The organism is Zhihengliuella sp. ISTPL4 (assembly GCF_002848265.1).
Taxonomy (GTDB): Bacteria; Actinomycetota; Actinomycetes; order Actinomycetales; family Microbacteriaceae; genus Microbacterium.
Genome location: NZ_CP025422.1, coordinates 1,639,797 through 1,659,929 on the forward strand (window position 1 = coordinate 1,639,797; position 20,133 = coordinate 1,659,929).

Here is a 20,133-nt window from a genome sequence, read left to right on the forward strand (position 1 = left end):
GAGTCCTGGTGATCGATCTCGCCATCGCCGACGACGTCGCCACCGTGGTGCTCGACGCTCCCGCGAAGCTCAATGCCCTGGACGAGGCCGCCCTCGCGGAGCTCGACGCCGCGTACCGGGAAGCCGAGGCCGCCGGAGTGCGCGCACTGCTGCTCCGCGGCGAAGGACGGGCGTTCTGCGCCGGTCGGGACATCTCCGCCGTCGATCCGCGCGACGACGACGTGCTCGGCTACCTCGGCGGGCGGGTGACACCGCTGCTCCAGCGGATGTCCCGCTTCCCGGCGCCCACCTTCGCCGTCGCCCACGGGGCCTGCCTCGGCGTGGGGCTCGGGCTGCTCATCGCGACGGATGTGGTCTACGTCGCGGAGTCGGCGAAGATCGGCTCCCCGTTCGCGGCGCTCGGCGCGACCCTCGACTCCGGCGGGCACGCGCTGTTCCTCGACCGGCTCGGCCCGCACAAGACGCTCGACCTCATCTACACGGGCCGGCTCATGAGCGGCACCGAGGCGGTGCGCTCCGGCCTCTTCTCCCAGGTCTTCCCGGACGACGAGGTGCTCGCCGCCGGGAGGGCTGCTGCCGCGAAGGCCGCCCACGGCGCCACCGCCGCCTTCCGCGCGAGCAAGGAACTCGTCGCCCGTATCCGCGACGAGCGGCTGACCCTCTGGGAATCCATCGACGTCGAGAACGCCGCGCAGGCCGCCCTGTGCGACACCGACGACTACCGCGAGGGCTTCGCCGCGTTCCAGGAGAAGCGGAAGCCGGAGTTCCGCGGGCGCTGATCGACGACGGCAAGGGCTGCTGTCAACCGTCTCGTGCGGTGTCCGACGCCGGTGGGATGATGCCCGCATGCTGCTCTCGGAGCTCGTCACCACCACCGATCAGGTCGCCGCGACCTCGTCCCGCCTGGCCAAGATCGAGGCGATCGCGGCGCTGCTCCGCCGGGCGGACGCCGACGACATCGCGCCTCTCGTCGGCCTGCTCCTCGCCACGCCGCGCCAGGGTCGCCTCGGCGTGGGCTGGCGGGGGCTGACGGCTCTCGCGATCGATCACAACGCGACTCCGACGCTGACCATCGCGGAGGTCGACCACGCCTTCGACACCCTCGCGCACACCTCCGGCTCCGGATCGGCCGGTGTCCGCAGCGGCCTCCTGCACGACCTCGCCGCCCGCGCGACGGCCCCCGAATGGGACTTCCTGACGAGAGCCATGCTCGGGGAGCTCCGCACCGGAGCACTGGGCGGCGTGCTGCTCGACGCGATCGCCCGGGCCGCCGACGCGCCGGCCGGGACCGTGCGACGAGCCGCCATGCTCTCCGGCGACCTCGGCGAGACGGCGCTGCTCGCGCTCGCCGGTCCCGAAGGAGCGCTCGACGAGGTCGGGCTCCGAGTGGGACGCCCCGTGCTCCCCATGCTCGCGGCCACCGCGCCGACGCCCACGGCCGCCCTGGAGATCACCGGTCGCGCCTCGGTCGAGTACAAGCTCGACGGCGCGCGGATCCAGGTGCACCGCCGCGGCGACGATGTCGGCATCTACACCCGGAGCCTCGCGGACGTCACCCACCGGCTGCCCGAGATCGTCGACGTCGTCCGCGGCCTTCCCGCGCAGGAGGTCATCCTCGACGGCGAGACCCTGGCGCTCGACGAGGACGGCGGTCCCCGCCCCTTCCAGGAGACGATGTCGCGGTTCGGTGCGGATGCGGCGCGCGAACTCGCCCTCCGGCCCTGGTTCTTCGACGTCCTGCACGTGGACGGCCGCGACTTGCTGGACGAGCCACTGTCGGTACGTCAGGAGGTCCTGGCCGAGGTCGCCGGTGAGTGGCGCATGCCCGGCATCGTCACCGACAGCGCGGAGGAGGCCGAGCGCCTGTCCCGAGAAGCCCTGGCGGCGGGCCACGAAGGCGTCCTCGTGAAGGCCGTGGATGCGCCGTACGCCGCCGGCCGCCGCGGCAGATCATGGGTGAAGGTGAAACCCGTCCTCACGTTCGACCTCGTCGTGCTCGGAGCCGAGTGGGGGTCGGGGCGCCGGCGCGGATGGCTGTCGAACCTGCACCTCGGCGCCCGGGACCCGGAGGGCGACTTCGGCGACCCTGGCGGTTTCGTGATGGTGGGCAAGACGTTCAAGGGCCTCACCGACGCGCTGCTGCGGTGGCAGACCGACGAGTTCCCGGCGCACGAGACCCATCGCTCGGCGTCGACGGTGTTCCTCCGGCCGGAGCTCGTGGTCGAGATCGCGATCGACGGGGTGCAGCGCTCGCCGCGCTACCCCGGGGGCCTCGCCCTCCGGTTCGCCCGGGTCAAGGGCTATCGTCCGGACAAGACCGCCGCAGAGGCCGACACGATCCAGATGCTCCTGGCCCTCCGGCGCGGCGCGGCGGACGACGCCTGATCAGGCCGTGGGAGGCAGCCCCTCGTCCTCCTGGCGTACGGTGCCACGGAACGACCAGGGGAAGTCGATCCAGAGGTCGGTGTCCTTCCACGCGAAGTCCGGCTGGATGATCGTCGAGGGCTTCGTGTAGATCGTGACCGAGCGGACGTCGGCGCCCTTCTCCTGCAAGAGCTGCACCGCGAGCGCCAGCGTGCGACCGGAGTCGGCGACATCGTCCACGAGCAGCACGCGGCGACCGTCGAGGTAGGCCATGTCGAGCTCTGGCGGCAGCACCTCCGGGGCGTCCAGCACCGTGCCGATGCCGGTGTAGAACTCGACATTGATCGCGCCGCAGTTCTTCACGCCGAGCCCGTACGCGATGGCCCCGGCCGGGAGCAGGCCGCCGCGGGCGATGGCGACCACGACCTCCGGCTCGAAGCCCGCCGCGATGATGTTCCGCGCCAGATCGCGCGTTGCCGCGCCGAAGCCATCCCAGGTGAGCGTCTCGCGCTCGATCGATGCATCCGTCATCGGTCCATTCTCGCGCATCCGCTCTGCCGGAGCCGCCGCTAGACTGAGCAGGTCCGGCCCCGCCGGTGCCTGAAAAAGAGGCACGAAGCACCTCGCATCGCCGCGAGGGCGAGACACATACGGATCCCCCTTCTCCGTCCCTGTCTCGAAAGGCTTCTCCATGCCCTCCGTCTCCGCGCACGTCGCTCTCACCCTCGCCCAGCACGTCGATGCCGTCTTCGGCGTCATGGGCAACGGCAACGCCTACTTCCTCGACGCGCTCGAAACGCAGACCGACGCGACCTTCACCGCCGTCCGACACGAGCAGGGCGCGGTCGTCGCGGCCGACGCGCACTTCCGCGCCTCCGGCCGCATCGCTGCGGGCACGTCCACCTACGGCGCGGGCTTCACGAACACGATCACGGCGCTGGCCGAGGCGGTGCAGGCGCATGTGCCGCTCGTCCTCGTCGTCGGGGACGAGCCCACCTCGGGGCCGCGGCCCTGGGACGTGGACCAGATCGCCCTGGCCTCCGCGGTGGGCGCCCGCACCTATACCGTCGGCCGCACGGACGCTGCCGCGACCACCGTCATCGCCGTCGAGCACGCCCTCACCTATCGCGTGCCCGTGGTGCTCGCGATCCCCTACGACGTGGCCGCCCTCGAGGCAGGCGCGGTGCCGGCGGCCCCGGCTCCCCGGCTCCCCGCGCCGCTCGCCCCGCGCGGGGACTTCGCCGAGGGCATGCTCGACGAGATCGCCGCCGCCCTGCGGGACGCCGAGCGTCCGTTCCTCCTCGCCGGGCGCGGAGCCTGGCTGGCCGGCGCGGGCGAGGCTCTCGGCACCCTCGCCGCGCAGACCGGGGCCCTCACGGCCTCCTCCGCCCTCGGCCGCGGCATCTTCCCGGACGCGCGGTACGACCTCGGCGTCACCGGTGGCTTCGGCGCCGAGCGGGCGATGGAGCTCGTGCGGACGGCTGATGTCGCTGTCGTCTTCGGCGCGAGCCTGAACCAGTTCACGATGCGCTTCGGCGACCTCTTCGCCCCGGGCACCCGGGTCTTCCAGATCGATACCGCCCCGGCCGCGACCCACGCTCATGTCGGCGGCTTCGTGCGCGCCGACGCCCGCCTCGCCGCCGAGGCCCTCGTCGCCCGCCTCTCCTCCCCTTCCTCCCCCCAGCACGACACCTCCGGGCACGACCTCGGAGATGCCGCCGGACTCGCCGGGGTCACCCCCGCCTCCGGCGGCGTGTCGGGCGCGGACTCCGCAGTTGTGCCCGCCCGCCCGTGGCGGGAGACGGTCGATGTCGCCGCGGCCCGCGCGTACGAGCCGGGAGACGAACTCGCGCCGGACGGCCGCCTCGACCCGCGTTCCGCCGCGCGCCGGATCGCCGAGCTCCTCCCCGAAGACCGCGTCGTGGTGTCGGACGGCGGGCACTTCATCGGCTGGGCGAACATGTACTGGCCGGTCGCCGCGCCCGACCGGATGATGATGATCGGCACCGCGTTCCAGTCGATCGGACAGGGCTGGCCCAGCGTGGTGGGCGCGGCCCTCGCCCGTCGGGACGCGACCATCGTGCTCACCTCCGGCGACGGCGGCGGGCTCATGGCGATCGCCGACCTCGAATCGGCTGTGCGAGCCGCGGGCGGACGTGGCATGGCCGTGGTCTGGAACGACGCGGCCTACGGCGCCGAGGTCAACCTCTACGGACTGAAGGGCCTGGCCGAGGGGCCGATGCGCATCCCCGAGGTCGACTTCGCCGCGTTCGGGGCCGCGGTCGGCGCCGAGGGCGTCGTCGTGCGGACCCTCGACGACCTCGATCGTCTGGCCACCTGGGCTCAGGAAGATCCGGCGACGCGGCGCTTCCTCGTCCTCGACCTCCGGATCTCCGGCGACGTGATCGCGCCGTACCAGCAGGAGATCATCCGCGTGAACTCCTGACCCGTGCGGGCCGATAGGCTCCCGGAATGACGGATGCTCCCGAGGTCCTGCGCTACAGCGCCTTCGCCGCGACGCCGGACGGCGGCAATCCCGCCGGGGTCGTGCTCTCCGCGGACGGGCTCGACGAGGCGGACATGCAGCGGATCGCGACCGAGGTCGGCTACTCGGAGACCGCGTTCGTGCAGGACGCCGCGGCGGACGGCTCCCGCTTCCGGGTGCGGTACTGGTCGCCGGCCGCGGAGGTGCCCTTCTGCGGTCATGCGACGGTCGCGACCGCGGTGGCCCTCGCCGAGCGCCAGGGGCCGGGAGCGGTCGTGTTCGAGACCGCGGCCGGAGACGTGTCGATGGAGTCGTTCGCGGACGCGGACGGCCGGGTCACGGTGTCGTTCACGAGCGTGGAGCCGGACGTGCGCGACCTCGACCCCGCCGTGCGCGATCAGCTCCTCGCGCTGCTGGGCATGGAGCCGGCCGACCTGGACCCGCGCTTCCCGGTGCGCGAGGCGTTCGCGGGGAACTGGCATCCGATCGTCTTCGTCGCCGACCGGGAGCTCTTCCACCAGTTTCGTTTCTCCCCCGCCGAGGTCGCCGCCCTCATGCGCGCACAAGGCTGGCCGGGCACGGTGACGGTCCTGCACGCCGAGGATCCGGCCGAGATCCAGGCCCGCAACCTCTTCCCCGTGGGGCGCATCACGGAGGATCCGGCGACAGGGTCCGCGGCCGCTTCGGTCGGCGCCTATCTCCGCGCCCAGGGCTATCCGGGCGACACCGTCCGCATCCATCAGGGCGCCCACGTCGGTCGCCCGAGCGAACTCCGCGTCGCGATACCGTCCGCCGGCGGCCTCGTCGTCTCGGGCGGAGCCACGCGCCTCCCCTGACCCCGGCCCCGGCGTTCTCGACCCCGGCCCCCGACGGCACGGCCTGGTTCCGTCCGCACGACCGATGCCCGTCCTCGGTCGTGCACCCGTGACAGAGTCGTGCATCCGGAACCCCGGACCCCGCACCGGTCCGAGGACGTCGTCACCCCTGGGCGCTGTAGTCCGGGAGCTCCTGCAGGGTCCAGGTGTTGCCGTCGGGGTCGTCGAAGCGCACGAAACGCCCCCAGTCCTGCTCGTCCACGCCCTCGGCTTCCACGCCGAGACCCCGCAGGTGCGCGAGAGCCTCGTCGGCGTCGGGGACCACCACCTGGATGGTGTTCTGCTCCCCCGGCGCCAGACCGGTGGTCAGCCCGGTGCCGAAGGCGATCGAGCAGGCCGATCCCGGCGGCGTCATCTGCACGAAACGCAGCCCCTCGTAGGGCACATGGTCGTGGTCGGCGTTGAAACCGATCTTCACGTAGAAGTCCTTCGCCCGGTCGACATCACTGACCGGCACGAAGATGAGTTCGATCTTCCAATCCATCACGCACTCCTCCTGTCGGGCGCCCTCGCCCGTCGGGCCTCACAGTACGCGCGGCCTCGGACACCCGCCAGAGCCGGAGTGATTCCGGCGGTCAGCGCGCGGGAAGCAGCGCCCCGTCCAGGAAGCCCGCCAGCTCGTCCACGCCGTCCAGCGGGAGGATCGCGGCGACGTACTGGTCCGGACGCACGACGATCACGACGCCGTCGCGGGACAGTTCCCGCGCCTCGAAGATGTCCGTTCCGCACCACTTGCTCGGCCCGGCGGCGTACACCTTCTCCCAATCGGTGAGTCCGAGCGGTCCGGTCTTCGGCTGGAAGAGCTCGGGAGTCGTCGTGACCTCGACCTCCTCGAACGGCTGCTGGTACACGGCCTTCACGTCGAACACGGCGTCCGCGTCGGCGCCCGTCGGGGTGAAGCGGGCGAACACGGGCGCCGCCTCCTTCGCCCATGCGGCGAGTGCCTCCCCGCTCCGGTCGCCGAACGCGTAGACCCGCCACCGGCCGTCGGCCTTCGCGTGGTGTCCGAGGTGGACGACGTTGCCGTCCCCGACCCGGACGACCTCCGCCGACTTGAAGCGCTTGCCGAGCGGGTACCCGACCGCGAGCGCCTGATGCGCGTCGGCGCCGGTGATCATGGACGACGTGTACTGGGTCATGAATCCGGACGGGAACTCGGCCGTCGCGAGGTAGTACGTCGCCAGCTCGTTCGGGTCCGAGATCTCCTCCGGCTTGCGCGCCATGAGGCTGGACCACTCGCGGTCGAAGTCGATGAGCTGCTGCGCGACGGGACGACGCTCGGCGCCGTACGTGGCGAGCAGCGCCTCGGGCGCACGGCCGCTCAACACGGAGCCGAGCTTCCAGCCGAGGTTGAAGCCGTCCTGCATCGACACGTTCATCCCCTGGCCGGCCTTGGCGCTGTGCGTGTGGCAGGCGTCGCCGGTGAGGAAGACGCGCGGGCTGCGGTCGACGCCGGGATCGACGTCGTCGAAGCCGTCCGTCACACGGTGGCCGACCTCGTAGACGCTGTGCCAGGCGACCTGCTTCACATCGAGCGTGTAGGGGTGGAGGATCGCGTTGGCGCGCCGGATGATCTCCTCGATCGGCGTCTGACGCACGCGGTGATCGTCGTCCGCGGCGACCTCACCGAGATCGATGTACATGCGGCTGAGGTAGCCGCCCTCCCGGGGGATGTGCAGGATGTTGCCGGCCTTCGAGTTGATCGCGCACTTCGTGCGCCAATCCGGGAAGTCGGTGTTGACGAGCACGTCCATGACGCCCCAGGCGTGCGCGGCGCTCGCGCCGACGTGCGTGCGTCCGATCGCCTGCCGCACGCCGCTTCGAGCTCCGTCGCAGCCCACCACGTACTTCGCCCGGACGACGCGCTCCTCCGCTTCCCCGACATGGCGGACGCGCACCTCGACCGGGTATTCGCCCACCTCGTGCACGGTGAGCCCGAGGAACTCGACGCCGTAATCCGGCACGATCCGTCCGGGGCCGTCCGCTGCCGCTTCGGCGAAGTAGTCCAGCACGCGGGCCTGGTTGACGATGAGGTGCGGGAATTCGCAGATGTCGTAGGCGTAGTCGGCGGTGCGAGTGGTCCGCACGATCTGATCGGGGTGCTCGGGGTCGGGACCCCAGAAGTTCATCCATCCGATGTTGTAGGCCTCGGCGATGATGCGCTCGGCGAAGCCGAAGGCCTGGAAGGTCTCCACGCTGCGGGGCTGGATGCCGTCGGCCTGTCCGAGGACGAGGCGGCCCTCGCGCTTCTCGATGATGCGCGTGGTGATGTCGGGGTACTGCGACATCTGCGCCGCGAGCAGCATGCCCGCGGGCCCGGAGCCGACGATGAGGACGTCGACCTCGTCGGGCAGGGCAGCGGGGCGGTCGATCCCGGTGCCGGCGGCGTCCTGCACGCGCGGGTCTCCGGACACATAGCCGTGGTGGTGGAACTGCATCGTCGTCGATTCCTTCCGGACGTCTTCGTCGGGTGTTGCGTCCAGGAACACCGTGTTCTATATTCGAACACGGTGTTCTACTATTGAACACAGCCTAGACCGGTGCCTCGCGCATCGCAAGGAGAGCCATGCCCGAGCGCCCCGCCGCCCCCGCCTCGCAGACACTGAGCCGCGGCATCCGCATCCTCGAGGTGCTCGCCGACGCCCGCACTGCGCTGACCATCGACGACATCGCGGGGCGCCTCGATGTGCATCGGTCCATCGCCTACCGTCTCCTGCGCACGCTCGAGGACCACGGTCTCATCACCCGCGATGCGAGCGGTGCGGTGACCCTCGGCGCTCGCATGGCTGCTCTCGCCGCCGGCGTCGCCCACGATCTCCAGGCGGAGGCCCTGCCGGAGCTGACCGCCATCGCGAACGAACTCGGCATGACCTGTTTCCTCGCCGTCCTCGACGGCGCCGAGTGCATCACGCTCGCCAGCGTCGAACCGCGGCACGCCGTCGCCAGCGTCGCCCAGCGCCCCGGCGCTCGGCACTCCGTCACGGTCGGCGCCCCCGGGAAGGCGATCCTCGCACAGCTCGACCCGGCGGAGGTGCCCGCCGACATCTCCCCCGCGCTGCGCGCCGAGATCGGCACCGCCACCGCGCGGGGCTACGCCACGAGTCACGACGAGGTCATCCCCACGGTCCAGTCGGTCGCGGTCCCGCTGCGCCTGCGCGGTCAGCGCCCCGCCGCGATCGCGGTCGTGCACGTCGCGACCGACCTCGACGACGGAGAGATCGCGGCGCGCCTCCAGCGCTCCGCCGCCCTCATCCGCGAAGCCCTCGACGGCTGAGGCGGAACGCACGAGAGCGCACGCCCCAGGACGGGACGTGCGCTCTCGAATCGGTACGAGCTCAGGCCTTCGCGAGGCCGCGGATCGGGCTGACCGACTGCTCCTCCTCGTGGTCCGGTCCCAGCGGGATGCCCGAGCGGTCACGCAGCAGGAGCGTCGCGACGAGACCGAGGAGCGTCATGCCGGCGAGGTACCAGGTGACGGCATCGGTGGACCCGGTCTTGTCCACGATCGCGGCGGCGATAAGCGGCGCGAAGGCCCCACCGGCGATCGCGCCGATCGCGTACGAGATGGAGACACCCGAGAAGCGGATGCTTGCCGGGAACAGCTCGGTGTACAGCGCCGCCTGCGGCCCGTAGGTGAAGCCCAGGCCGATCGTGAGGATCGCGAGGCCCGCGAACAGCAGTCCCACCTCACCGGTGTTGACGAGCGGGAACAGCGTGAACACGCCGACGAGCTGGAGCACCCAGCCGACGAGGTAGGTGGTGCGACGGCCGATGCGGTCCGACACCCACCCGGCGAGCAGCGTCGTGAGCAGCCAGCTGACAGCCGAGCCGGTGACGGCCCACAGCACCGGCCCGCGCTCGAGGCCGATCGGTCCGTCCGGGTTCGTGGCGTAGCCCTGGATGTAGCCGCCGGTGGTCATGTAGCCGACGGCGTTGTTCCCGGCGAAGACGAGGGCGGCGATGATGACGAGCAGCAGGTGCTTGCGGAAGAGCTGCACGATCGGCATCTTCGCCTTCTCCTTGCGTTCGGCGAGCTCCGCGAACACGGGGCTCTCCTCCACGCGACGGCGGACGTAGTAGCCGACGAGGATCAGCACGACGCTCAGCAGGAACGGCACGCGCCAGCCCCAGGCGAGGAACTGGTCCCCGGGAGCGATGGCGGTCATCAGCGCCATGACGCCGGAGGCGAGCAGCAGGCCGAGCGGCACGCCGATCTGCGGGGAGGCGCCGAAGATGCCGCGCTTCTTGCGCGGGGCGTGCTCGACGGCCATCAGCACCGCGCCGCCCCACTCACCGCCGGCCGAGATGCCCTGCACGATGCGCAGGAGCACGAGGAGGATCGGCGCCATCACGCCGATGGTCTCGTAGGTGGGGAGCAGACCGATCAGGGCGGTCGCGGCGCCCATGAGGATGAGCGTCCACATCAGCACCGCCTTGCGACCGAGCTTGTCGCCGTAGTGGCCGGCGAGGAACGCCCCGAGCGGCCGGAAGAGGAAGCTCACCCCGACCGTGGCGAAGCCCACGAGAGCGCTGTTGGCGCCGAGCGGCGCGAAGAAGAGCTGGGTGAAGACCAGCCCGACCGCCGTGGCGTAGATGAAGAAGTCGTACCACTCGACGGTGGTCCCGACGACGGTGGCGAAGACGACACGGCGCCGGTCGGCCGGCGTCGCGATGGTTCCGGTGGGCGTGAACCCATCCTGTGACTGCCCGCTCATGGGGTGTCTCCTTTGTGCTTGTGACCGCGTTGTCACGGCGCGCACGGACGTGAATCCGATCTGCTTGCCGAGGGGTGAGACGATGATATATGATTTCGGATACGACGCACAACGCGTCCTGACGAGCGCGAGGAGGCGCAGCCGTGACGGACACCATCGCCCGCCCGGGGAAGATCATCGCGATCCACCTGAGCTACGCTTCGCGGGCCGACCAGCGCGGTCGACGCCCCGCCCACCCCTCCTACTTCTTCAAGCCGGCCAGCTCGGTCGGCGTCTCCGGTGGCACCGTCGAGCGTCCCGCCGGCACCGAACTGCTCGCGTTCGAGGGCGAGATCGCGCTGATCATCGGCGCCCCGGCCCGCCGGGTCTCCCTCGCCGAGGCCTGGGATCACGTGCAGTGGGTGACGGCCTCGAACGACCTCGGTCTCTACGATCTGCGCGCAAACGACAAGGGCTCCAACGTCCGGTCCAAGGGTGGCGACGGGTACACCCCGCTCGGCCCGGAGCTGATCGACGCCCGGACGGTCGACCCCGCTGCCCTCCGCGTGCGCGCCTGGGTGAACGGTGAGCTCCGCCAGGACGACACCACCGCCGGGCTCATCTTCCCGCTCTCCCAGCTCGTCGCCGACCTCTCCCAGCACTTCACGCTGGAGACCGGCGACGTGATCCTCACCGGCACTCCCGCCGGTTCGTCGGTCATCGTCCCCGGCGACGTGGTCGAGATCGAGGTCGACGCCCCGGACGCCCCCGGCGCTCCCACCTCCGGCCGCCTGGTCACGACGGTGACGCAGGGCGATGTCCCCTTCGACGGCGACCTGGGCTCGCTTCCCGCCGTCGACGACCTCCAGCGCACCGAGGCCTGGGGCTCTCGCGAGGCCGCGGGCCTGCCCGAGGAGGACACCGCACCCATGCTCACGGCCGAGCTCCGCGCCCAGCTTCTGGAGGCTCCCACCGCCGGGCTCTCGGCACAGCTGCGCAAGCGCGGGCACCACTCCTGCTTCATCGACGGCGTCTCCGCGAACCTCCCTGACACGAAGATCGTCGGCACCGCGAAGACTCTCCGCTTCGTGCCGTTCCGCGAGGACCTCTTCCGGAGCCACGGCGGCGGGTACAACGCCCAGAAGCGCGCGTTCGACGCCGTGGCCGAGGGCGAGATCATCGTCATCGAGGCCCGCGGCGACGCGACCACGGGCACGCTCGGCGACATCCTCGCCCTGCGCGCACAGACCCGCGGCGCCGCAGGCGTGGTGACCGACGGCGGTGTCCGCGACTTCCAGGCCGTCGCCGAGATCGGACTGCCGGTCTTCTCCCGGGGCGCGCATCCGTCCGTGCTCGGCCGCAAGCACGTGCCGTGGGACGTCGATGTGACGATTTCGTGCGGCGGCGCCACCGTGCAGCCCGGCGACATCATCGTCGGCGACAGCGACGGCGTGATCGTGATCCCGCCGGCTCTCGCCGCCGAGGTCGCCGCCGACGCTGTCGCCCAGGAGATCGAGGACGCCTGGATCGCCGAGCAGGTCGCCGCGGGGCATCCGGTCGACGGCCTCTTCCCGATGAACGCCGAGTGGCGCGCCCGCTACGAGCAGGCGACCGGCACCGGAGCGGAGCGGAAGTGAGCACGGTCGAGAACGCCAGCAAGTCGGAGCAGGCGTACGCCTGGATCCGCGCGCGCATCTCGGCGCACACCTACGGGCCCGGCTACCGCCTGGTCCTCGGTCCGATCGCCGAGGAGCTGGGGATGAGCGTCGTCCCGGTGCGCGAGGCGATCCGCCGCCTGGAGGCCGAGGGGCTCGTGACCTTCGAGCGCAATGTCGGCGCCCGCGTGACCCTTGTGGACGAGGGCGAGTACGCCCACACCATGCAGACGCTCGGACTCGTCGAGGGTGCGGCCACGGCTCTGTCCGCTCCCCTGCTCGACGCGGACGCGCTCGCGCAGGCCGCGGAGGTTAACGAGCGCATGAGCCGCCTGCTCGACCACTTCGACCCGCACACGTTCACCGAGCTCAACCGGCAGTTCCATTCCGTGCTGTTCGAGCCGTGCCCCAACCCGCACCTGCTCGACCTCGTGCACCGCGGCTGGGCCCGGCTCTCCGGCATCCGCGACTCCACCTTCGCCTACGTGCCCGGCCGCGCCCACCACTCGGTCGACGAGCACGCCCAGATCCTCGAGCTGATCCGCGACGGCGCCGAGCCGCTGGAGATCGAGCTCGCCGCCCGCAACCACCGGTGGCGCACGAGGGACGCGTTCCTCGACGCCCTGCACACCCGTTCCGTCCCCGCCGAAGGAGAAGCATCATGACCGACTCCCGCATCCCCGCCGACCTGCCCGACCACATCCAGCACTACATCGACGGCGCTTTCGTCGACTCGATCGACGGCGACACGTTCGACGTGCTCGACCCGGTGACGAACCAGACCTACACCACGGCCGCTGCGGGGAAGAAGGCCGACATCGAGCGGGCGGTGGCCGCCGCCAAGCGCGCCTTCGACGAAGGTCCGTGGCCGCGCATGCTCCCCCGCGAGCGCTCGCGGGTGCTGCACCGGATCGCCGACATCGTGGAGTCGCGCGACGCCCGACTCGCGGAACTGGAGTCCTACGACTCCGGCCTGCCGATCACGCAGGCTCTCGGTCAGGCCCGCCGCGCCGCCGAGAACTTCCGATTCTTCGCCGACCTGATCGTCGCGCAGGCCGACGACGCCTTCAAGGTGCCCGGCAAGCAGATGAACTACGTCAACCGCAAGCCGATCGGCGTCGCGGGGCTCATCACTCCGTGGAACACGCCGTTCATGCTGGAGTCCTGGAAGCTCGGCCCCGCGCTCGCGACCGGCAACACGGTCGTGCTGAAGCCCGCCGAGTTCACGCCTCTCTCCGCCTCGCTGTGGGCGGGCATCTTCGAGGAGGCAGGGCTCCCGCAGGGCGTCTTCAACTTGGTCAACGGCCTCGGCGAGGATGCCGGCGATGCGCTGGTGAAGCACCCCGACGTGCCGCTCATCTCGTTCACCGGCGAGAGCCGCACGGGGCAGATCATCTTCGGCAACGCCGCCCCGTACCTCAAGGGGCTGTCCATGGAGCTCGGCGGCAAGTCGCCCGCCGTCGTCTTCGCGGACGCCGACCTGGAGGCCGCCGTCGACGCCACCATCTTCGGCGTCTTCTCCCTCAACGGCGAGCGCTGCACCGCCGGCTCCCGCATCATCGTGGAACGCTCGATCTACGACGAGTTCGTGGAGCGCTATGCCGCGCAGGCGAAGCGCGTGAAGGTCGGCTACCCGCACGACCCCGAGACCGAGGTCGGCGCGCTCGTGCACCCCGAGCACTACGACAAGGTGATGTCCTATGTCGAGATCGGCAAGACCGAGGGCCGCCTGGTCGCCGGCGGCGGTCGCCCGGAGGGGTTCGAGGAGGGGAACTTCGTCGCCCCGACGGTGTTCGCCGACGTCGCCCCCGATGCGCGCATCTTCCAGGAGGAGATCTTCGGCCCGGTCGTCGCGATCACCCCGTTCGACTCGGATGAGGAGGCGCTGGCTCTCGCGAACAACACGAAGTACGGCCTCGCGGCCTACATCTGGACCAACGACCTCAAGCGGGCCCACACGTTCGCGCAGTCCGTCGAGGCCGGGATGGTCTGGCTGAACAGCAACAACGTCCGCGACCTCCGAACACCGTTCGGCGGCGTCAAGGCGTCGGGCCTCGGCCACGAGGGCGGCTACCGCTCCATCGACTTCTACACCGACCAGCAGAGCGTGCACATCACGCTCGCCTCGACCCCGCACAACCCGACGTTCGGCAAGAAGGCCCTCGCCGAAGACGTGGCCGAGGCGGCGGAAGACGCCGAGAGCTGACCCGATCCCCTGACGAGCAAGGACGCTGACATGACCGACAAGACCGCCAAGACCCTCACCTCCTCCGGCTACTACGTGAGCCAGGAGGCCCCGATTCAGAGCGACAACCCCGTCGCGACGCCGAAGAGCACCCCGCCGGACATCCTGCGATGCGCGTACATGGAGCTCGTCGTGACCGACCTGGCCGCCTCGCGGCAGTTCTACGTCGACATCCTGGGCCTGTACGTGACCGAGGAGGACGACGAGGCGATCTACCTGCGCTCGACGGAGGAGTTCATCCACCACAACCTCGTGCTGCGTCAGGGACCGATCGCCGCGGTCGCCGCGTTCTCGTACCGGGTGCGGGCGGCGGAGGACCTCGACCGTGCTGTGGAGTTCTACACGGAGCTCGGCTGCGACGTGCGTCGTCAGGAGAACGGCTTCGTGAAGGGCATCGGCGACTCCGTGCGCGTCGTCGACCCGCTCGGGTTCCCGTACGAGTTCTTCTACGCCACCGAGCACGTGGAACGCCTGTCCTGGCGGTACGATCTGCACACCCCCGGGGAGCTCGTGCGCCTCGACCACTTCAACCAGGTCACTCCCGACGTGCCGCGCGCAGTGCGCCACTACCAGGACCTCGGCTTCCGCGTGACGGAGGACATCCAGGACGACGAGGGCACCGTGTACGCCGCGTGGATGCGCCGCAAGCCCACCGTCCACGACACCGCGGCGACGGGCGGCGACGGTCCGCGCATGCACCACGTCGCCTTCGCCACGCACGAGAAGCACAACATCCTCGCGATCTGCGACAAGCTCGGGGCGCTGCGCCGCTCCGACGCCATCGAGCGCGGTCCCGGCCGTCACGGCGTGTCCAACGCGTTCTACCTCTACCTGCGCGACCCCGACGGCCACCGCGTCGAGATCTACACGCAGGACTACTACACGGGCGACCCGGACAACCCGGTCGTCACCTGGGACGTGCACGACAACCAGCGCCGCGACTGGTGGGGCACCCCGGTGGTCCCCTCCTGGTACACCGACGCCTCGCTCGTGCTCGACCTCGACGGCAACCCGCAGCCGGTGATCGCCCGCACGGACTCCAGCGAGATGGCGGTGACGATCGGTGCCGACGGCTTCTCCTACACCCGCGCGGACGAGGGCGAGAACTCGATGCCCGAGTACAAGCAGGGCGAGTACAAGCTCGGCCACCAGCTCTAGGAGGCGCCCATGCTTTCTGAGGAGACGATCGCGCAGATCGCCGCGGAGCTCGCGGAGGCCGACCGCACGCACGGGGTGATCCCCCGCATCACGGCGCGGTACCCCGAGGCGACCGTGGAGGACTCGTACGCCATCCAGGGCGTCTGGCGCGACTCGCAGGTCGCGGCGGGCCGTCGGCTGGTCGGGCGCAAGATCGGCCTGACCTCGAAGGCCATGCAGCTGGCGACGGGGATCACCGAGCCCGACTACGGCGTCATGTTCGATGACACCGTGTACGAGTCCGGCGCGGAGATCCCCACGGAGCACTTCTCCAACGTGCGCATCGAGGTCGAGCTCGCGTTCGTGCTCAAGGAGCCTCTGGAGGGCCCCGACTGCACGCTGGAGGACGCCCTCGCCGCGATCGACTACGCCGTGCCGGCCCTCGAGGTGCTCAACTCGCACATCGAGCTCGAGGGCCGCACGATCATCGACACCATCAGCGACAACGCCGCCTACGGCGCGATGGTCCTGGGGACGGTGCGCAGGCGCCCGGACGAGATCGACCTGCGGTGGGTTCCCGGCGTGCTGTCCCGCAACGGGGAGATCGAGGAGACCGGCGTCGCCGCCGGCGTGCTCGGCCACCCCGCCACCGGGGTCGCCTGGCTGGCGAACAAGTTCCACCAGCACGGCGCGCGTCTGGAGGCGGGCGAGATCATCCTGGCAGGATCGTTCACACGCCCGATGTGGGTGTCGCGCGGCGACGAGGTGCTGTGCGACTACGGACCGATGGGGACCATCACATGCCGCTTCGTCTAGTCCCGTCCTTCCGCGAGCAGCTCGCCGCGTCCGACCACCCCTTCGTGGGGATGTGGGTGTGCTCCGGCAGCCCGCTGCTCGCCGAGGTCGCCGCGGGCTCCGGGCTGGACTGGCTGCTCGTCGACATGGAGCACTCCGCCAACACGCTCGAGTCCGTGCTGACCCAGCTCCAGGCGGTCGCGGCCTATCCGGTCACCCCGCTCGTCCGGGTGCCGTTCAACGACGCGGTCGCGATCAAGCAGGTGCTCGACCTCGGCGCGCAGAACCTCATCGTCCCGATGGTGTCGTCCGCCGACGAGGCCAGGGCCGCCGTGGCCGCGACCCGCTATCCCCCCGAGGGCGTCCGCGGCGTCGGCAGCGCGCTCGCCCGCAGCGCCCGCTGGAACCGCGTCGACCGGTACCTGCAGGAGTCCGCGCAGCACGTGTCGCTGACGGTGCAGATCGAGACGGCCGCGGGGGTCGAGGCCGCCGCCGACATCGCCGCGGTCGACGGCGTGGACGCGGTCTTCGTCGGCCCCTCCGACCTGTCCGCGTCGATGGGCCGGCTCGGACAGCAGACGCATCCGGACGTGGTCGCCGCCGTGGAGTCGGTGTTCGCCGCGGTCCATGGCGCCGGGAAGCCGGTGGGCGTGAACGCCTTCGACCCGTCCGCCGCCGACGCGTATCTCGCGGCGGGCGCCGACTTCGTGGCCGTCGGCGCCGACGTCGCCCTCCTCGCCCGGGCCTCCGAAGCTCTCGCCGCCCGCTTCCTCCCCCGCTCCGACGCCTCCGGCCGCGCCAGCTACTGACTTCGAATCGCGCACTTGGCTCCATCCGCGGCCGATCTGGGGCCCTGTGCGCGATGCGAAGCGGAGTGGCGGATTCATAGCAATCCCGGCGAGACTGTGGTCATGACCTTCGCCCCGCTGCAGCCCCTCGCCGATCGTGCCGCCCTCTTCACCGCGCTCCGCCAGGACGCCCTCTCCGCGGCCGCCGACGCACTCGGCGAGCACCGGTGGGACGCCGACCTCGCCGCGGGGACGCTGACCTTCACCGCGAACGCCGACCCGGCCCGGCAGCTCGTGACCCGCGCGCACCTCATCGCCACCATCGCCCCCGGACCGCGCTCGCTGCTGTGGGCGTGGGCACACCCGCAGGGCGACCCCCAGGGCATCGCGGCGCAGCTCCGCGCGTACGGCGAGCAGCACGGCATCGCCGACCTCACCGCCCCCGAGGTCCCGTTCCCGGCCGATGCCTCCGGCGACGCGGACTGGATCGCCCGCGCGGCGCACACGATCGGCGGCGTCGCGGTCGAGCTCACCGGCCGCTCCCCCTACTACTCGGCCCCCGTCGAGGGCGGCACCCGCGCGGTGTTCCTGCTCGACGCCCCGCTGGCCCCGTTGACGGTCGCCGACACGGTGGTGGCGCTCCCCCGCACCCTCGCGCAGACGCCGCTCGCCGACGCCCGCACGGCCGTCTGGGACCTCGCCCGCCTCGCCGGCTGGACCCTCACCTGGACGGACGAGTCCTTCTCCGGCGCCACGGTGACGGACGCGTCGGGCACCGCGACGATCCGCTTCGACGAGCAGGCCAGGATCAGCGGCGTCGAGAGCTCGCTGCACGGCCAGGTCTGAATCCGCAGAAACACACGAACGCCGCAGGGATCACCGGGATCCCTGCGGCGTTCGTGTGAATCCGCGACGCGGCGCGGCGGTCAGACCATCCGCTCGGCCGCCTCGACGACGTTGGTCATGAGCAGGGCGACCGTCATCGGGCCCACCCCTCCCGGATTCGGCGACAGGTAACCGGCGACCTCGGCGACCTCGGGAGCGACGTCGCCGAAGACGACGTTCTTCCCGGTCTCCGGGTCCGTCTCCCGGGTCACGCCGACATCCAGCACCGCGGCTCCGGGCTTGACGTCCTCAGCGCGGATGAGGTGCTTGACCCCCGCGGCCGCCACGATCACGTCGGCCTCCCGCAGGTAGCGCGGCATGTCGACGGTGCCGGTGTGCGTCAGCGTGACGGTGGCGTTGAGGTCGCGACGGGTCAGCAGCAGCCCGATCGAGCGCCCGATCGTGACACCGCGGCCGACGACCACGACGTGCTTGCCCGTGAGGTCGTAGTCGTTGCGCAGCAGCAGCTCGATGACCCCGCGCGGGGTGCACGGCAGCGGCGTGTGGATGGGCGCGTTGACGTTGAGCACGAGCCTCCCGAGGTTGGTCGGGTGGAGGCCGTCCGCGTCCTTGGCCGGGTCGATCCGCTCCAGGACCGCGTCGGTGTCGAGGTGCTTCGGCAGCGGCAGCTGCACGATGTACCCGTGGCAGGCGGGATCGGCGTTGAGCTCGTCGATCAGGGCCTCGACGTCGGCCTGGGTGGCGTCGGCCGGCAGTTCGCGCTGGATCGAGTTCATCCCGATCGCCTCGGACTGCCGGTGCTTCATGCCCACGTAGAGCTGTGAGGCCGGGTCGGCTCCCACCAGCACCGTGGCGATGCCGGGGGTGACGCCCTTCTCCTTCAGCGCGGCGACCCGCTCCGTCAGCTCGGCGCGGATCTCAGCGGCCGCCGCCTTGCCGTCGAGGACGACCGCGGTCACTGCTGCAGGTCCGGGTAGAGCGGGAAGGCCGCGGCGAGCGCGTCCACGCGGGCGCGGAGAGCCTCGACGTCGGCGCCCGGGAGCAGCGCGAGGGCGATGATGTCGGCCACCTCCGCGAACTCGGCGTCGCCGAAGCCACGGGTCGCGAGCGCAGGCGTGCCGATGCGCAGGCCTGAGGTCACCATCGGCGGACGGGGGTCGTTGGGCACGGCGTTACGGTTCACGGTGATGTGGATGTCGTGCAGGAGGTCCTCCGCCTGCTTGCCGTCGATCTCGGCGTCGCGGAGGTCGACGAGCACGAGGTGCACGTCCGTGCCGCCGGAGCGCACCGCGATGCCGGCGTCCTTCACGTCCTGCTGCGACAGGCGCTCGGCGATGAGCTTCGCACCGCGCAGCACGCGCTCCTGGCGCTCCTTGAACTCCGGCGTGCCGGCGAGCTTGAAGGCGGTCGCCTTCGCCGCGATCACGTGCATGAGCGGACCGCCCTGCTGCCCGGGGAACACCGCGGTGTTGATCTTCTTGGCGAGGTCGGCGTCGTTGGTGAGGATGAAGCCCGAGCGCGGGCCGCCGATGGTCTTGTGCACGGTGGAGGAAACGACGTGCGCGTGCGGCACCGGGTTGGGGTGCAGACCGGCGGCGACGAGGCCGGCGAAGTGCGCCATGTCGACCCAGAGGAGGGCGCCCACCTCGTCGGCGATGGCACGGAACGCGGCGAAGTCCATCGTCCGCGGGTACGCCGACCACCCGGCGATGATGACCTTGGGCTTGTGCTCGATGGCGAGGCGGCGGACCTCGTCCATGTCGATCGTCGAGGTCTCGGCGTCGACCCCGTAGGCGACGATGTCGTACAGGCGCCCGGAGAAGTTGATCTTCATGCCGTGCGTGAGGTGACCGCCCTGGTCGAGCGAGAGACCGAGGAGCGTGTCGCCGGGGCGGGCGATCGCGTGCAGGACCGCGGCGTTCGCCGACGCACCGGAGTGCGGCTGGACGTTCGCGAACTCGGCGCCGAACAGGCTCTTGGCGCGGGAGATCGCGAGCTCCTCCGCAACGTCGACCTCCTCGCAGCCGCCGTAGTAGCGGCGGCCGGGGTAGCCCTCGGCGTACTTGTTGGTGAGCACCGAGCCCTGCGACTGCAGGACCGAGACGGGGACGAAGTTCTCCGAGGCGATCATCTCGAGGAAGGTCTGCTGACGCTTCAGCTCGCGATCCAGGACCTCGGCGATCTCCGGGTCGACCTCGACCAGCGGGGCGTTGAAGTAACGGTCGGTCATGACGTGCTCCTTTTGACGA

The 20,133-nt window shown here is 71.1% G+C and carries 18 protein-coding genes; 12 read left to right on the forward strand and 6 right to left on the reverse strand.

Features of this window, described 5'->3' with window-relative positions; all coding sequences use genetic code 11:
- The first annotated feature begins 8 nt into the window (after window positions 1–8).
- Together CYL12_RS07885 and CYL12_RS07890 are read left to right on the forward strand one after the other, a co-directional pair.
- Window positions 9–779, forward strand: a complete 771-nt coding sequence (locus CYL12_RS07885) for an enoyl-CoA hydratase/isomerase family protein (RefSeq protein ID WP_101847021.1) — start codon at window positions 9–11, stop codon at window positions 777–779.
- 67 nt (window positions 780–846) lie between these two features.
- Complete coding sequence (locus CYL12_RS07890; RefSeq protein ID WP_101847023.1) at window positions 847–2,385, forward strand: ATP-dependent DNA ligase; 1,539 nt, start codon at window positions 847–849, stop codon at window positions 2,383–2,385.
- On the opposite strand, the gene CYL12_RS07895 is transcribed toward CYL12_RS07890, so the two are convergent.
- Window positions 2,386–2,895 (reverse strand): phosphoribosyltransferase, encoded by a 510-nt coding sequence (locus tag CYL12_RS07895; RefSeq protein WP_101847025.1) that lies wholly within the window; start codon window positions 2,893–2,895, stop codon window positions 2,386–2,388.
- Between the two features lie 160 nt (window positions 2,896–3,055).
- Here CYL12_RS07895 and CYL12_RS07900 point away from each other — a divergent pair, with 160 nt between their 5' ends.
- The gene (locus CYL12_RS07900) at window positions 3,056–4,810 is read left to right on the forward strand and encodes a thiamine pyrophosphate-binding protein (protein ID WP_101847027.1); all 1,755 of its coding nucleotides are present in this window, start codon (window positions 3,056–3,058) and stop codon (window positions 4,808–4,810) included.
- Between the two features lie 26 nt (window positions 4,811–4,836).
- Window positions 4,837–5,685: a PhzF family phenazine biosynthesis protein gene (locus CYL12_RS07905; protein WP_101847029.1), complete on the forward strand. Its 849-nt coding sequence runs from the start codon at window positions 4,837–4,839 to the stop codon at window positions 5,683–5,685.
- Between the two features lie 142 nt (window positions 5,686–5,827).
- On the opposite strand, the gene CYL12_RS07910 is transcribed toward CYL12_RS07905, so the two are convergent.
- Together CYL12_RS07910 and CYL12_RS07915 are read right to left on the reverse strand one after the other, a co-directional pair.
- Window positions 5,828–6,208: a VOC family protein gene (locus CYL12_RS07910; RefSeq protein WP_101847031.1), complete on the reverse strand. Its 381-nt coding sequence runs from the start codon at window positions 6,206–6,208 to the stop codon at window positions 5,828–5,830.
- A 91-nt stretch (window positions 6,209–6,299) separates the two neighbouring features.
- On the reverse strand, window positions 6,300–8,162 hold the full coding sequence (locus CYL12_RS07915; RefSeq protein ID WP_101848728.1) for an FAD-dependent monooxygenase: 1,863 nt from the start codon (window positions 8,160–8,162) through the stop codon (window positions 6,300–6,302).
- A gap of 128 nt (window positions 8,163–8,290) precedes the next feature.
- Between CYL12_RS07915 and CYL12_RS07920 the strand changes: the two genes are divergently transcribed.
- Window positions 8,291–8,998, forward strand: coding sequence for an IclR family transcriptional regulator (locus CYL12_RS07920; RefSeq protein WP_101847033.1), 708 nt, complete (start codon window positions 8,291–8,293; stop codon window positions 8,996–8,998).
- Between the two features lie 61 nt (window positions 8,999–9,059).
- Here the strand turns inward: CYL12_RS07920 and CYL12_RS07925 are convergent, their stop codons facing one another.
- Window positions 9,060–10,439 carry an MFS transporter gene (locus CYL12_RS07925; RefSeq protein ID WP_101847035.1) on the reverse strand — a complete coding sequence of 460 codons (1,380 nt, stop codon included), beginning with the start codon at window positions 10,437–10,439 and terminating at the stop codon, window positions 9,060–9,062.
- Window positions 10,440–10,582: 143 nt separating this feature from the next.
- Between CYL12_RS07925 and CYL12_RS07930 the strand changes: the two genes are divergently transcribed.
- The 7 genes from CYL12_RS07930 (at window position 10,583) to CYL12_RS07960 (ending at window position 17,884) form a co-directional block, all read left to right on the forward strand.
- Window positions 10,583–12,055 (forward strand): fumarylacetoacetate hydrolase family protein, encoded by a 1,473-nt coding sequence (locus tag CYL12_RS07930; RefSeq protein ID WP_101847037.1) that lies wholly within the window; start codon window positions 10,583–10,585, stop codon window positions 12,053–12,055.
- On the forward strand, window positions 12,052–12,738 hold the full coding sequence (locus tag CYL12_RS07935) for a GntR family transcriptional regulator (protein WP_101847039.1): 687 nt from the start codon (window positions 12,052–12,054) through the stop codon (window positions 12,736–12,738). Before CYL12_RS07930 ends, CYL12_RS07935 begins: the two co-directional genes overlap by 4 nt.
- Window positions 12,735–14,279, forward strand: coding sequence for a 5-carboxymethyl-2-hydroxymuconate semialdehyde dehydrogenase (gene hpaE, locus CYL12_RS07940; protein WP_101847041.1), 1,545 nt, complete (start codon window positions 12,735–12,737; stop codon window positions 14,277–14,279). The genes CYL12_RS07935 and hpaE overlap by 4 nt, the downstream gene beginning before the upstream one ends.
- 30 nt (window positions 14,280–14,309) lie before the next feature.
- The gene (gene hpaD / locus CYL12_RS07945; protein WP_101847043.1) at window positions 14,310–15,476 is read left to right on the forward strand and encodes a 3,4-dihydroxyphenylacetate 2,3-dioxygenase; all 1,167 of its coding nucleotides are present in this window, start codon (window positions 14,310–14,312) and stop codon (window positions 15,474–15,476) included.
- Between the two features lie 9 nt (window positions 15,477–15,485).
- Window positions 15,486–16,271, forward strand: coding sequence for a fumarylacetoacetate hydrolase family protein (locus CYL12_RS07950; RefSeq protein WP_101847045.1), 786 nt, complete (start codon window positions 15,486–15,488; stop codon window positions 16,269–16,271).
- A complete protein-coding gene (locus CYL12_RS07955) occupies window positions 16,256–17,059 on the forward strand; it encodes an HpcH/HpaI aldolase family protein (RefSeq protein WP_101847047.1) in 804 nt (267 codons plus the stop codon). Before CYL12_RS07950 ends, CYL12_RS07955 begins: the two co-directional genes overlap by 16 nt.
- A 102-nt stretch (window positions 17,060–17,161) precedes the next feature.
- Window positions 17,162–17,884: a DUF6882 domain-containing protein gene (locus tag CYL12_RS07960; protein WP_101847049.1), complete on the forward strand. Its 723-nt coding sequence runs from the start codon at window positions 17,162–17,164 to the stop codon at window positions 17,882–17,884.
- Window positions 17,885–17,964: 80 nt separating this feature from the next.
- Here the strand turns inward: CYL12_RS07960 and CYL12_RS07965 are convergent, their stop codons facing one another.
- Both CYL12_RS07965 and glyA read right to left on the reverse strand, forming a co-directional pair.
- Window positions 17,965–18,843: a bifunctional methylenetetrahydrofolate dehydrogenase/methenyltetrahydrofolate cyclohydrolase gene (locus tag CYL12_RS07965; RefSeq protein ID WP_101847052.1), complete on the reverse strand. Its 879-nt coding sequence runs from the start codon at window positions 18,841–18,843 to the stop codon at window positions 17,965–17,967.
- Window positions 18,840–20,114 (reverse strand): serine hydroxymethyltransferase, encoded by a 1,275-nt coding sequence (glyA, locus tag CYL12_RS07970; protein WP_101847054.1) that lies wholly within the window; start codon window positions 20,112–20,114, stop codon window positions 18,840–18,842. Before glyA ends, CYL12_RS07965 begins: the two co-directional genes overlap by 4 nt.
- Between the last annotated feature and the right edge of the window lie 19 nt (window positions 20,115–20,133).